The sequence below is a fragment of the Sporosarcina sp. P29 genome, assembly GCF_002743265.1.
Classification (GTDB): domain Bacteria; phylum Bacillota; class Bacilli; order Bacillales_A; family Planococcaceae; genus Sporosarcina.
On sequence record NZ_PDYX01000001.1, the window covers coordinates 120,923 to 134,654 of the forward strand.

Annotated in this window: 14 protein-coding genes and 1 other annotated feature; of the genes, 2 read left to right on the plus strand and 12 right to left on the minus strand. The window is 41.0% G+C overall.

Annotation, left to right across the window (positions count from 1 at the left end; translation table 11 throughout):
- The first annotated feature begins 20 nt into the window (after positions 1-20).
- Positions 21-1,712 carry a M3 family oligoendopeptidase gene (locus CSV68_RS00550; protein WP_099661228.1) on the plus strand — a complete coding sequence of 564 codons (1,692 nt, stop codon included), beginning with the start codon at positions 21-23 and terminating at the stop codon, positions 1,710-1,712.
- Positions 1,713-1,850: 138 nt separating this feature from the next.
- On the opposite strand, the gene CSV68_RS00555 is transcribed toward CSV68_RS00550, so the two are convergent.
- From CSV68_RS00555 to CSV68_RS00570, 4 genes are all read right to left on the minus strand, one after another.
- Positions 1,851-3,530 (minus strand): formate--tetrahydrofolate ligase, encoded by a 1,680-nt coding sequence (locus CSV68_RS00555; RefSeq protein WP_099632839.1) that lies wholly within the window; start codon positions 3,528-3,530, stop codon positions 1,851-1,853.
- Positions 3,531-3,564: 34 nt separating this feature from the next.
- On the minus strand, positions 3,565-4,548 hold the full coding sequence (locus CSV68_RS00560) for a zinc-binding dehydrogenase (RefSeq protein WP_099661229.1): 984 nt from the start codon (positions 4,546-4,548) through the stop codon (positions 3,565-3,567).
- Between the two features lie 270 nt (positions 4,549-4,818).
- Complete coding sequence (locus CSV68_RS00565; RefSeq protein WP_158232974.1) at positions 4,819-5,307, minus strand: helix-turn-helix domain-containing protein; 489 nt, start codon at positions 5,305-5,307, stop codon at positions 4,819-4,821.
- Between the two features lie 122 nt (positions 5,308-5,429).
- On the minus strand, positions 5,430-5,915 hold the full coding sequence (locus tag CSV68_RS00570) for a dUTP diphosphatase (protein ID WP_099661230.1): 486 nt from the start codon (positions 5,913-5,915) through the stop codon (positions 5,430-5,432).
- Between the two features lie 93 nt (positions 5,916-6,008).
- Between CSV68_RS00570 and CSV68_RS00575 the strand changes: the two genes are divergently transcribed.
- Positions 6,009-6,389, plus strand: coding sequence for a sigma-w pathway protein ysdB (locus CSV68_RS00575; protein ID WP_099632835.1), 381 nt, complete (start codon positions 6,009-6,011; stop codon positions 6,387-6,389).
- Positions 6,390-6,432: 43 nt separating this feature from the next.
- Here the strand turns inward: CSV68_RS00575 and CSV68_RS00580 are convergent, their stop codons facing one another.
- The 8 genes from CSV68_RS00580 to nrdR all read right to left on the minus strand — a co-directional run bounded on the left by CSV68_RS00580 (position 6,433) and on the right by nrdR (position 13,661).
- Positions 6,433-6,723 carry a DUF1294 domain-containing protein gene (locus tag CSV68_RS00580; protein ID WP_099633016.1) on the minus strand — a complete coding sequence of 97 codons (291 nt, stop codon included), beginning with the start codon at positions 6,721-6,723 and terminating at the stop codon, positions 6,433-6,435.
- Between the two features lie 79 nt (positions 6,724-6,802).
- The gene (rplT, locus tag CSV68_RS00585) at positions 6,803-7,162 is read right to left on the minus strand and encodes a 50S ribosomal protein L20 (protein WP_029052910.1); all 360 of its coding nucleotides are present in this window, start codon (positions 7,160-7,162) and stop codon (positions 6,803-6,805) included.
- A 42-nt stretch (positions 7,163-7,204) separates the two neighbouring features.
- A complete protein-coding gene (gene rpmI, locus CSV68_RS00590; RefSeq protein ID WP_085131191.1) occupies positions 7,205-7,405 on the minus strand; it encodes a 50S ribosomal protein L35 in 201 nt (66 codons plus the stop codon).
- 38 nt (positions 7,406-7,443) lie between these two features.
- On the minus strand, positions 7,444-7,998 hold the full coding sequence (infC, locus tag CSV68_RS00595) for a translation initiation factor IF-3 (protein ID WP_099629673.1): 555 nt from the start codon (positions 7,996-7,998) through the stop codon (positions 7,444-7,446).
- 542 nt (positions 7,999-8,540) lie between these two features.
- A complete protein-coding gene (gene thrS, locus CSV68_RS00600) occupies positions 8,541-10,475 on the minus strand; it encodes a threonine--tRNA ligase (RefSeq protein WP_099632834.1) in 1,935 nt (644 codons plus the stop codon).
- 46 nt (positions 10,476-10,521) lie between these two features.
- Positions 10,522-10,752: a binding site (T-box leader), on the minus strand.
- 103 nt (positions 10,753-10,855) lie between these two features.
- Positions 10,856-11,797, minus strand: coding sequence for a primosomal protein DnaI (gene dnaI / locus CSV68_RS00605; protein ID WP_099632833.1), 942 nt, complete (start codon positions 11,795-11,797; stop codon positions 10,856-10,858).
- Between the two features lies 1 nt (position 11,798).
- Positions 11,799-13,160: a replication initiation and membrane attachment family protein gene (locus CSV68_RS00610; protein ID WP_099661231.1), complete on the minus strand. Its 1,362-nt coding sequence runs from the start codon at positions 13,158-13,160 to the stop codon at positions 11,799-11,801.
- Between the two features lie 33 nt (positions 13,161-13,193).
- Entirely contained in the window at positions 13,194-13,661 is a 468-nt protein-coding gene (gene nrdR, locus CSV68_RS00615; protein WP_099632831.1) for a transcriptional regulator NrdR, read from the minus strand.
- Positions 13,662-13,732 lie beyond the last annotated feature (71 nt).

Consider the following 13,732-nt stretch of genomic DNA (forward strand, 5'->3'; position numbering starts at 1 on the left):
TACGAACTAGGAGGAGTACAATGCTTACTTTTGAAGATTACGAGTATACTCGCCCAGATATTGAAAAATTACAAATAGAATTTAAGACGGCACTTGAACAATTTAAGCAGGCAAACTCATTCGAAGATCAAGCGAAAATTATGGAGCATATAAACATGTTGACGAGTGATTACAGTACGGCAGAAAACATCATGTATATACGTTCTTCGGTTGATACGAATGACAGCTTCTATCAAGATGAACGGGATTATTTTGATGAGATTGGACCACAATTCCAAGCTTTGCAAAGCGATTATTACCAAGCCGTCATCACCACACCCTTCCGAGCACAACTGGAAGAGAGATGGGGACCACAGCTATTTAAGCTTGCGGAGAATGCCGTTCATTCATATTCTGATGAAGTCTTGCCACTTTTACAACAAGAAAATAAACTAGTTTCTGAATACTCCACCCTTGTCGCTTCTGCACAAATTGAGTTCCAAGGCGAATTACTAACATTGGCACAACTTGGACCCTTTAAAGAGTCACTCGATCGTACGGTTAGAAAAGATGCTATGATTGCCACGGCTGATTTTTATGCGTCCAATGAAGATCATTTCGACAGGATTTTTGATCGACTCGTGGCTTTACGTCATGAAATTGCTACAAAGCTCGGATTTAAGAGCTTTACAGAACTCGGATACATACGTATGGACCGTATCGGCTATGATGCACATATGATGGAAAACTTCCGTAATCAGATTCGAACACATGTAGTGCCATTAGCTGAGAAGATTCGAGCTATGCAAAGTAGAAGAATAGGCATTTCTCAGATGAAGTTTTATGATGAACCATTGCATTACCCTGAGGGAAACCCTCAACCTAAAGGTTCTCCAGAATGGATTTTAGAAAACGGGCATAAAATGTATCAGGAGTTATCACGTGAAACCGGACGCTTTTTCGATTATATGAAACGAAAAAACTTATTGGATTTAGTAGCAAAAAAGGGCAAAGAAGCTGGTGGCTATTGTACATTTATAGAAAATTATGATTCACCGTTTATCTTCTCTAACTTTAATGGAACTTCAGGTGATATTGACGTGTTGACGCATGAAGCTGGCCATGCGTTCCAAGTTTATTCTAGTCGTTCGATTGGCATCCCCGAATATATATGGCCAACGACTGAAGCAGCAGAAATTCATTCCATGAGTATGGAGTTTTTCACTTGGTTCTGGATGGATCACTTTTTTGGTAGCGATGCAGAACGTTATCGCTATGCGCACTTACTAGAAAGTGTATTGTTTTTACCTTATGGAGTGGCGGTGGATGAGTTTCAACAACGCATTTATGACCATCCTGAAATGACACCTAGCGAACGCAAAGCCGTATGGAAGGATCTCGAGAACTTGTATTTACCTAATCGGGATTATGATGGACACCCCTATTTGGAACAAGGCGGTTTTTGGCAAAGACAAGGTCATATTTATGAAGTGCCGTTTTATTATATTGATTATGCTTTGGCGCAAATCTGTGCTCTCCAATTTTGGCAACGCTCACTAAACGATTTTGACGAAGCATGGACAGACTATTTGGCATTGTGTCAATTAGGGGGAAGTAAATCATTCCTGGAGCTCGTTGCAACTGCCCACTTGAGGTCACCATTTGAAGATGGGACTGTTGAGTCGATCATGGATTTCGTTAGTGCATGGCTGGTTGAGCATAAGATAGTTTAATTTTTGTGATTACAAATAAGGATGTACAGAATGTCGTGTTGACGACTTTCTGTACATCCTTTTTATAAATCAACTTTTGATAAAAAGCAAAAAGCCGTAATGGCTCTTTGCTTCTTTATTTCTCTTCTAAGGATGTTATCACATTAACCCTTTCGCATTACCGGCCGAATCGACATCCATATTGAGTGCTGCCGGTTTTTTTGGTAAACCAGGCATAGTCATGATGTCGCCTGTTAGACAAACTAAGAATCCTGCACCCAGTTTCGGTAAAATATTGCGGATTGTGATGGAAAAATCTGTCGGACGTCCTAACTTTTTTGGATCGTCGGAAAACGAGTACTGAGTCTTCGCCATACAGACCGGCAATAGATCCCAGCCATTCTTTTTGATTTCGGCTAAATCTTTCTTTGCTTGATCGGTCAATACGATGCCTGTGCCACCATATACTTTTTGAACAATCGCTGTGAGTTTTTCTTCTACTGATTGCTCTACTTCATAGATCGGTGCGAAATTATTTGGCTCTTCCATCACTTTTAGGACTTCTTTCGCCAATGCTTCCCCGCCTGCTCCACCGTCTTGCCAGACATCAGTTAAAGCCATTTTCACGTCATGATCTTGGCACCACTTCTGGACTTTCTGCAATTCATTATCGGAGTCCCCTACAAAACGATTAAGCGCGACGACAGGCTGCACTCCGAACGATAGAATCGTCTCAACATGCTTTTCCAAATTGACTAAACCATTTTCTACAGCTTGACTATTCTCAGCTTTTAATTCCTGCTTGGCTACTCCGCCATGCATTTTGAGCGCACGAATCGTTGTCACAAGAACGACTGCATCCGGTTGGAATTTACCGATGCGCGCTTTAATGTCCATAAACTTTTCTGCGCCTAAATCCGATCCGAATCCTGCTTCTGTCACGACATAGTCAGCCAGATTACGGGCTGTATTCGTTGCGATCAACGAATTACAACCATGCGCAATATTTGCAAACGGTCCACCGTGAATTAAAGCTGGCGTACCTTCGATCGTTTGGACGAGATTGGGTTTGAATGCATCTTTTAGCAGAAGCGTCAACGCACCCTCTACACCTAAATCACGCACAGTCACAGCTTCTTTTTCATACGTATAGCCAATCACAATATCGGACAAGCGCTCTTTCAAGTCTTGCAAACTAGTCGCCAGACAGAATACAGCCATGATTTCGGATGCAACTGTAATATCGAAGCCATCTTCGCGTGGCACGCCTTGTGACGGCCCACCTAAACCAATCGTCACATGACGAAGCGCACGGTCATTCATATCCATGACGCGCTTCCAAGTAATGCGGCGAGGATCAATGTGTAACACATTCCCCTGATGCAAATGGTTATCGATCATAGCGCTCAATGCGTTGTTTACCGTCGTAATGGCATGAAGGTCTCCAGTGAAGTGCAGATTGATGTCTTCCATAGGCAGTACTTGTGAGAAGCCACCGCCCGTCGCTCCACCTTTGACCCCCATTACCGGTCCTAATGAAGGTTCACGTAATGCAACCATTGTTTTCTTACCTAAACGGGAAAGTGCGTCGCCAAGACCAACAGTCACTGTCGATTTTCCTTCTCCAGCCGGTGTTGGACTAGTAGCAGTTACGAGTATAACTTTGGCTTGTGAAGTTTGTTTTGGAATGAGGTCTACATTGATTTTCGCTTTGTACTTACCATATAGCTCTAGTGCATCCAATGGAATTCCTGCTTTATCTGCAATATCCTCAATGGGTTGCATAGTTGCTTTTGAAGCAATTTCCAAATCCGTCAGTGTCTTTACTTCTTTCGTCACTACTTCCACTGCCTTTCTATACCGGTTATATTGTTTAATTCGAAATGGCTAAAACGATTTTACCGAATTGTACACTGTCATCTAGCTTAGTAAATGCCTCATTTGCTTTTTCAAGAGGGATCACTGAATCAATCACAGGATGAATTTGATGTTCTTCAACTAACGCTAACATATCCCGTAATTCTTCACGACTTCCCATCGTAGTGCCTAGTAACGAATACTGACCATAAAAGAATTCGCGTAAGTTCAGTTCGACGGTATCTTCTGTCGTTGCACCAAACACTACGATCCGACCACCTTTTTTAAGAATTTCAAGAGAACGATTGAATGTTGCTCTTCCCACACTCTCAATCACAAGATCCACACGTTCATCTTTTAGTTCGGTTGGCCAATCACTATTCGTATCAAGTGCTACATCTGCACCAATTTTTATTGCGTGTTTTCTTTTATCTTCACTTCTTGAAGATACGATAACACGCGCTCCCATTTTCTTCGCAAATTGAATCATATAGGTCGCGACTCCACTTCCTGCTCCAGGAATAAAGACGGTTTGTCCTTCTTCTATACGGCCCCTCGTCACCAATGCTCGATAACCTGTAAGCCCTGCTAGAGCGATGACTGCAGCTTCATTCCATGTAAGATGTGATGGCTTTTTCTCTAGCTGTTCTGAAGATATGCAAATCTTTTCAGCAAACGTACCATGATCCGGCATACCTAGAATATCAAATTCAGCCGGTGGCGCATCGCTTTCTTCGAACCATCGAAGTGCTGGATTGATAATGACTTCATCTCCAACATTCCAACCGGTTACACCTTCTCCGATTGATTCGATCGTGCCTGCGCCGTCTGAGCCTAATGCCAATGGTTCTTTAGCGTCCCCACGTCGTTTGGGTATAGCCGTATCACGTCGATTGAGTCCTGCTGTTTTCAATGCGACAATTACTTCACCGTTTCCAGCCGAGGGATCGGTGATATCTGTATAGTGCAACACACCATTTTCATGAACGAATGCTTTCAATCAATTCATCCTCCTTGGGTTTATCTACGATTCTATCATAACGCATTTCTTTCTATTTTCCTACATTTCACGCTATTTGATTAATAATTATTTAGGAAAAAAGGGTATGGCTAACGGGATGTTGGGGTGGGGATTTGCGCTTCGGAGGGTGCGCTTTCTGGAGCTTCCATCCCTTCGTACTCTCCATGCTTATCCCACTTACATTTTTAAACGTCAGGTCTATGTAAAAACGATGCCCCTCGAAGTATAATTACTTCAAGGGACATCGTTTTATAGTGTACGTCTTTTATATTTAGCAAGCTCGAGTAGTTCTAGTACATCTTTCTTAGGAAGACGGATAGCTAACTCCATCAGCTCTTTTTCAGCTGATCGACGTCCTTTACCGCTGCGATACTTCTCTTTATTCACCACGTCGATTTCTGCATATAGCTCATCAATTTCTGTTGGCCATTTACCAGAGGATTCGACATTCATCGTTTCACGTAGACGATCATAGAGTGATTCTACTGTATTACCCGTCGCTTTAAAATATGGAGTAAATGTTACCTCCCCCATAATTAACTCATCGGTAGAAACAGAAAAACGCTCTGAAATTTTAGCGATCCATGCAGCGGACGGTGCGTTCTTGCCACGTTCCCAATCTTTAATTCGGCTAGCCGATGTGCCGATTGCCGCGCCAAATGCCATCATCGATAGTCCCCGACGTTCTCTCAGTGCTTTCAAACGCAATCCAAAATCATCCTTACTCCATTCGTTCAACGAAATACCCCCTGTATGACCTGTATTGTATTAATTTTATTATCAAAACAGTCTTCTTGTCAATTTATTTATTTATGAAATTTTTACTATAGTTAAAATTACTAAAAAGTGAATAATACCAGTTAATAGCCGCTTCTTTGACGTGCGTAGTTTTCTTCATTTTTATCAATATAAGCTTGAATAATTTGTTCTTCAGTAAATCCGAGCGTATTCGCAAGTACACCGTAATTCACCCAGATTTTTTTATAATCTTCAAATGTTAATGAATCCAAAAATGCATAAATAGCTTGGCCTGTTTGAATGAATTGTTGTGTCAGATTTTGATCTGTAGCCTCGCCTGTTGGCCATTCTTCCAATCCATCAAAGCCTTTTTCAATTCCTAAAGACAATAAGAAATGAATAGAATCTACATATTCTTCTAAAATGACGTCATCTGCTGATGGACCTTTTGTGCTCCAGAATTTAAAACAACGTGTTTCGTTAGCTAACTCGGAAAGTTCGACTACTAATGCCAAACCTCTTTCAGTAAACGTCTCATTCGTTTGATGATTTTTTTGAATATATGTATCAAGCGCTCTTTGCATTTCAAATAGTTGATGTAATTTCATTCAAATTCCCTCCACCATTTTATTATAAAATGAAACCTTTTCTCATGCTCATCCGTATAGTAAAGTACTATATCGTTTGCAGGAGCTGATTTCATGGTTTTATTGATCCGCGTCTTTATTATAGCACTTGTGATTTATTTATTTTATGCCGGAATTCGCTATTTGACAGACGCTAAGCGAAAGCTGGACGAAGCGTATGAAAAAGAACAATATTATTTTTATGATGACATTAAAAACATCCGTAAAAACTTCTTTATTACGTATAAAGGTGCGATGTTTGAAGGTGAAAAATATTTAGGCACCACGACTGATTCCTTTGATGTTGTTTCCATTTTCATTTGGGTGAAAAATGAAGCAAAGTTACAAGGTATGACGAAAGAGGACTTTCATTTCCTTGAATCCGAAGTACGGACGAATTATCCTCATGCCGAGATCAATTGGAAGAACCCCATTGAACAATTAATGAATTCTTGAGTAGACGGAAATAGCTGAGACTAGCTATTTCCGCTTTTTTATATCAAAATGTCATTGTCGTTGGCAATTTCACACCATATATAGCAAGTAGCAACACAATATCCACCATCATCAGAAGAAGAAATCCAATACGGAAATTGGTCTTTCTTGTTTTGTGATGAAAGAATTGCATGCCAAAGTACGCACCTACTCCACCGCCAAGCAATGCTAGTAGCCATAAGTTTCGTTCAGGCACACGTTGCTTCTTCTTTTGAGCTTGTCTTTTATCGTATCCCATTGCCCCAAATGCCCAGAGTGACAGGATGACCATATAAATCAATAGAGTTTGCGCCATTTCAGCCATTCCTCCATACGAAAAAAATCCACCTTCATTTCCATATAAGAATGAAAACGAAAGTGGATTTTGGTTCATCTTATTTTGCTACAGATTTTTTTGCTGTTTCTGCAAGTTGTGCAAATGCTGGTGCATCTGTCACTGCAAGTTCTGCAAGCATCTTACGGTTAACATCGATGCCAGCTACTTTCAAGCCGTGCATTAATGTGCTGTATGAAATACCATTCACACGAGCAGCCGCGTTGATACGTGTGATCCATAGTCTACGGAAATCACGTTTTTTGTTACGACGGTCACGGTAAGCATAGTTATAAGATTTCATTACCTGTTGGTTTGCTACCTTATAAAGTCTATGTTTTGAACCGAAATAACCTTTTGCTAATTTCAATACTTTTTTATGACGCTTGCGCGTTACTGTTCCACCTTTTACGCGTGGCATAGTGCATTACCTCCTGCTTATCCTATAAGTGTGTGTTCGGTCTTACTTCATGTTTGTTAGCATTTCGCGAATACGCTTGTAATCGCCTGAAGAAACTAGTGAAGACTTACGTAAGTGACGCTTAGCCTTCGTAGATTTGTTAGCAAATAGGTGACTTGTGTAAGCACGGCCACGTTTTAATTTACCAGATCCAGTTCTTTTGAAACGTTTCGCGGAACCGCGGTGAGTTTTCATTTTTGGCATGTTCTGTTCCTCCTAAATTGTTCGTGTTACTCTTACTGTTACTGTTTCTCGGCAAGTGGGGCAAGTATTAAGAACATGCTCCGACCTTCCATTTTGGGTTTTACTTCAACAGTTGCAACTTCTTTACAAGCTTCTGCAAAGCGATCAAGTACTCGTTGGCCAATTTCTTTGTGCGTAATCGCACGACCGCGGAAACGAATCGAAGCTTTTACCTTATCCCCATTTTCAAGGAACTTGATTCCGTTACGAAGTTTCGTTTGGAAATCATGCTCATCAATTGTAGGGCTAAGTCGTACTTCTTTTACGTTGATGATCTTTTGATTCTTACGTACTTCACGCTCTTTCTTTTGCTGTTCGAACTTGAACTTTCCATGGTCCATAACACGAGCTACTGGGGGCTTCGCTTGTGGAGCAACAAGAACTAAGTCCAGGTTTGCTTGAGCAGCAATTTCTAAAGCTTCATTACGTGTTTTGATACCGAGTTGCTCGCCGTTGTGATCAATTAGTCGCAACTCACGTGCTCGGATACCATCATTTACGTACATGTCTTTGCTAATAGTAATCCACCTCCGAATATTGTCTCGTGAATACATGTTTTGGTATATCGGAAATTCCGATTTCAAAGTCCCATAGGTCTATCCATTTTACAAAATAAAAAAAGTAGACAAATATGATTTGTCTACCCGCGTAAGTATACTATGCTAGTACGCATAGATATAAACTTATTGTGCTAACCTGGCAACAACTTCATTGCGTCGATCAGGTGAGAAGCGGGTAGCCTCTTCTTATACCACAAACTGTATTCAGTTAACCTTATTAATAATAACATCTTTAGTATCAAGTGTCAATAACTCTGTAGATCTCATGGTTGGATGCACAGGTTATGTTTGAATTAATTCAACTTTTTAAGTATAGCGCATATTAAATTGAATTGCAACTACTATTTTAAACACTTTAGAAATGCGGAATAAATAACAGCTTTAACCCCACTTCAACGCTTGCGGCTGGTTAACGCGATTGAACCCAGACAAGATGAACTCTTGTCTGGCTCATCGCTACGCCTACCGCATAAAGCCTTGTGTAATAAGTGGAAGCATTCCTAAAAAAAACAGATGCAAGGTGCTTATTTCTTCTTTTAGTCTTTCTTCACGTCTTCTTTGATTAACTCAAGGAACGCGTCGAATGACATACTTTCAGAATTTTGTTCGCCGTATTTACGAACGTTGACTTCGCCAGCTTCCATTTCACGATCTCCTAGAACAAGCATGTATGGAACTTTTTGTACTTGTGCTTCACGGATTTTATAACCAATCTTCTCATCACGGCTGTCTACGTCTACTCGGAAGCCTGCCATTGTCAGTTTTTCTTTAACGCTCTCTGCATAATCAAAGTGAACGTCAGGTGATACTGGGATGAGTTCTACTTGGATCGGTGCTAACCATGTCGGGAACGCGCCTTTGTATTCTTCAATTAAGAAGGCAACAAAACGTTCCATTGTCGATACGACACCTCTGTGAATAACGACTGGACGGTGTTGCTTGCCGTCTTCTCCGATGTACGTAAGGTCGAAGCGCTCAGGTAGTAAGAAGTCTAGTTGTGCAGTGGAAAGTGTCTCTTCCATGCCGATTGCTGTTTTCACTTGGACATCTAACTTCGGACCGTAGAATGCTGCTTCGCCTTCTTCTTCTGTATACGGAAGCTCCATCTCATCCATTGCTTCTTTTAACATCGTTTGTGCGCGTTCCCACATTTCATCGTCATCAAAATATTTCGTTGTATCTTCAGGATCGCGATACGATAGACGGAATGAATAATCTTTGATATTGAAGTCTTTATATACTTCAATGATTAACATGACCACACGTTTAAACTCTTCTTTAATCTGATCTGGACGCACGAAGATATGTGCATCGTTCAATGTCATTCCGCGTACACGCTGGAGACCTGAAAGTGCTCCAGACATTTCATAACGGTGCATTGTGCCGAGTTCTGCCAAACGGAGTGGCAAGTTACGATACGAATGAATACCATTTTTATAAATCATCATGTGGTGAGGACAGTTCATTGGACGTAGAACAAGATCTTCGTTATCCATGCTCATTGTTGGGAACATGCTATCTTGATAATGATCCCAGTGACCAGAAGTTTTGTAGAGATCTACACTTCCCAGTACCGGAGTATAGACGTGCTGATAGCCTAGTCTTTCTTCTTTATCTACAATATAACGCTCTACTACACGGCGAATGGTAGCGCCTTTTGGCAACCATAACGGAAGACCTTGTCCAACTTTTTGTGAATTCGTGAAGAGATTCAATTCTTTACCGATTTTTCGGTGATCACGCTCTTTCGCTTCTTCAAGCATACGCAAGTGTTCTTTCAGCTCGTCTTTTTTAAAGAAAGCTGTTCCGTAGATACGCTGAAGCATTTTGTTATCAGAGTTCCCTCTCCAATAAGCTCCTGCAATGCTTAACAATTTAAATTCTTTTAGTTTACCTGTAGACGGGACGTGAATACCACGGCATAGGTCAAAGAATTCACCTTGTTCATAAATGGACACTTGTTGATCTTCAGGAATTGCTTCAAGAAGTTCCAATTTGTATTCATCATCTATTTCTTTGAAACGTTTTTCGGCTTCAGCGCGGGATACATCGTGACGAATGACCGGCAAGTTTTCACCGATGATGCGTTTCATTTCTTTTTCTAATTCAGGTAAGTCTTCAGCTGTAATCGGTGTAGGTGAATCGATATCATAATAGAATCCATTTTCGATAGTAGGCCCTATTCCAAGTTTCGCATCTGGGAATTTGCGTTTGACGGCTTGTGCCAAAAGGTGAGCCGTACTATGGCGCAGAATTTCCAATGCTTCATCTGATGTTGGCGTAATGATACTAATATCTCCATCTGTATGGATTGGTGATTTCAAATCGATCAGCTGATCTCCAATTTTTCCTGCCAATGCGCTTTTACGCAATCCAGGACTAATGGAGCCTGCAATTTCTTCTGTTGTGACGCCGTCCTCGAATTCTTTTACTGCTCCATCTGGAAATGTTAAATGAATATTTTCTGGCATGTGTATGACTCCCTTTCTTTTTTTGAACGCAAAAAAGCCCCATCCCTAAAGGGACGAGGCTTGAGCTCGTGGTTCCACCCTTCTTCCTTCCATTCGCAAAAACGCGAAAAGACCGAAGCTTTCGATCGGCTAACGGGCCGCTACCGTCATCAGCTACTTCATTTCACTGATGCTGCTTGGAGGTGGTAAATTTATCTTCTGCCTACAAGGGTTTCAGCCAAGCCCCTGTTCTCTGGATAGGTGAAAAATAAATTATTGTCCTCTTCGATGCATTTTAACATTTTATGAATGTTGAACTGTGTAATAGTATAGAAAAGTCTGAGCATAATTGCAAGTGTAATCGAGTAATTCTTTCAATAAAGCAATTTTATAAGGGAAGATTAATCCCGCCAATTCTCCCCACCTAGTTTAAATGGCTGGCTGACCATGCGGATTCTTTCCATTATTCGTGCAGCTTTAATAGGCTCTTTTTCCCCACGTTGACTCGTTGTGAGATGATGTTCTAATTCATCATAATTAAAGTTGGATGTAAAGAATACGGGTAGCTTTTCCGCCATACGGTACTGTAGGATTGTGCCAAGCACTTCGTCCCGTGTCCATGTTGACATTGTTTCTGCCCCTATATCATCGAGCATCAAGACAGGAGCTCGCTTCACAAATTCCACTTTTTCGTCCAATGTTTGGTTTTGAATAGACTGCTTCATCTCACGCAGGAATTCCGGCACATAGACGACAACAGTCTGTACACGTCGAGTGGCTAATTCATTCGCCAACGCACCTAAAATGAAGGATTTACCAATACCGAAATTACCGAATAGATAGAATCCCCTTTCAGGAACCTTACCGGCAGAATCGATTTGATTCAAGAAATCTTTAGCAGCCCGCATCACGACCACGCGACTATCCTCTGACAGGAAATTCACATCAGCTAGACGTGCTTCCATCACTTCTTTAGGCATGTACATACTATTCACCATTCTCGAGATGTTTTTACGTTCATCTTCCAACTGTTTAGTAGGACAGACTACGTAATCAATATCAATTAGGCGCTGTGCTATGACTAGTTTCGGCTCAAAGCCTTTCATGACATTAATACACCCTTCGAGATTCGGACAGCGCTCACAAGCGTGGGATGCTGTTGTGAATTCATATAATTTCCCTAGGCTGCGATTGACCACTTCTGTATTGACTTCATCAGAATGATCGTTAATAAATTGTTGTACAGACGGATCTTCCATAACTTCCGTTTTAAGCTCGTCGTATTTTTGAGCTAATGAAGGAGCATTCACTACGCGTTTCATCGCATCCCCAATTCGTTCCATATTACTTCACCTCTGATTCTTGAATCCCCAATTCTTTCAATAACTTCTGGCGTTCTTCCTCCACATTGAAGTCATCAGGTTTTTCGGATTTCTTACTCTTTTTATCACGCTTTGAAAACCATTCGGGAACTTTTTCTTCTCTTGTTGGCTTTCGATTTCTAGGCGTCGACTGCTTTCCTTCTTTAAGCCATTTCATATATTGATCATGTTCTTCTCGTGATAGCTTCAAAGCGGTTTTCGCATCGTTTACTTGTTTATTCGCCCAATGAGAAGCGATTCGTTCCACAAAACTGCTCGTAATTTTGCCATCATTACGTAGCATTACATATTGTAGCAAAACATTGACGACACCCACTGGGAATTTATGCAGATTGATTAACCGCTCTGCAAGTTGAATGTCTACAAGGAATGGTTCTTTTTTGCTGACTTTGCGTAACATCTCTTTCGGTGGTGTATGTTCCAAATAGAATAGCAATTCTTCGTCACGACTCATATTCTCTTTTGGCACTTCATCGACTACCGGCTGTGTAAACACCGACTGTAATTTAGGTGGTTGTTTTGACGTATTCATCTTATAAAACTCCGCAGCCGCCTTACGAACTTTTTCTTCTGTCAGCTGATGATTTTCATCCATTGCAATCATCACGACCTTTTGCATATCAAGCGGACTGAGTGAATACAAGAAAGCTAGCATCGCAATCATTTCCTGAGAAATAGTTCGTAACGAAGCTTTAGGGATCATTTGTTCTGAAAGACCGTTATAAAATAAATCAAAATTAAAATTTGCTACATAAAACGGTATGCCTGGAGGTTCACTCTTTCCTTGAAATTGCATTCCTGCAGTCAATTCCATCGCTTGATCGCCTCTTGCTGGTTTATAGACATCTAAAAATGTCCGTGATATATCTTGATACTCCTCTTTCGCTATAGGCTCCTCTAAAAACCGGCCACGCAACTGACGATAGGGTTGCTCTCCGATTTTACTGAATAAAAATGTAGATAGGAGCGGATCACTGAAAAAAGAAGGTGCATCGAGAGGCGGTAATAATTCGTAAAGGAAAGACCGCTTATCTATTTCTTGTTTCTTCTTATACGTACGCAATAACCCAATAGCTTCCAATGAAATCCTCGCTTCAAAAATGGCTTGAAGTGGGAAAGAAGACATATTCATTAAATAATAGTGGGTATGTTCTTGTGGTTCTCTGCTCTCCGCATCTGTCCAAAGTGTCATAAACAAACTGACCGCTTCAGGACCGATAAGTGGCTGGTAAAATAGCGTGAGCATCTGTCGGTCATACGCAGAGAACGGATGTGCTAATTTCACTTCGAAGGAATCGACAGGCTGCAACTCTGTATAAAGCATTTTAACAATCGCCTCCCCTTCTAGATCAACATCTTACTCTTGTTCATCTTTCCTGTTTTGCAATTGTTGCAACTCGTCAATAAAGACTGTGATGTCTTTGTAATGTCGGTAGACAGACGCGAATCGTACATACGCCACTTCATCGACATCCACTAGTCGTTCCATCACCATTTCTCCTACTTGTTCAGAATCTATTTCGACATTTCCTGAGCTTCTTAGTTCTTTTTCGATAGAACTGACAATATCTTTTAATTGTTCAATCGGAACCGCACGTTTTTCACACGCGCGAATTAATCCTCTTAGCAATTTTTCACTGCTAAACTCTTCCCGTGTCTTATCTTTCTTTACGACAACTAGCGGAGAATGCTCTACTTTTTCAAATGTCGTGAAACGAAAACTACATTTTTCGCATTCACGTCTTCGTCGAATGGAGCGGTTTTCTTCCGCTGGCCGCGAATCAATTACACGTGTTCCGTTATAGTGACAAGCTGGACATAACATAGTTAGTTCCTCCGCATTTTCATTAGTACTTTTCATTATAACAGAAACTATCCAGACAACAACAAACGGAC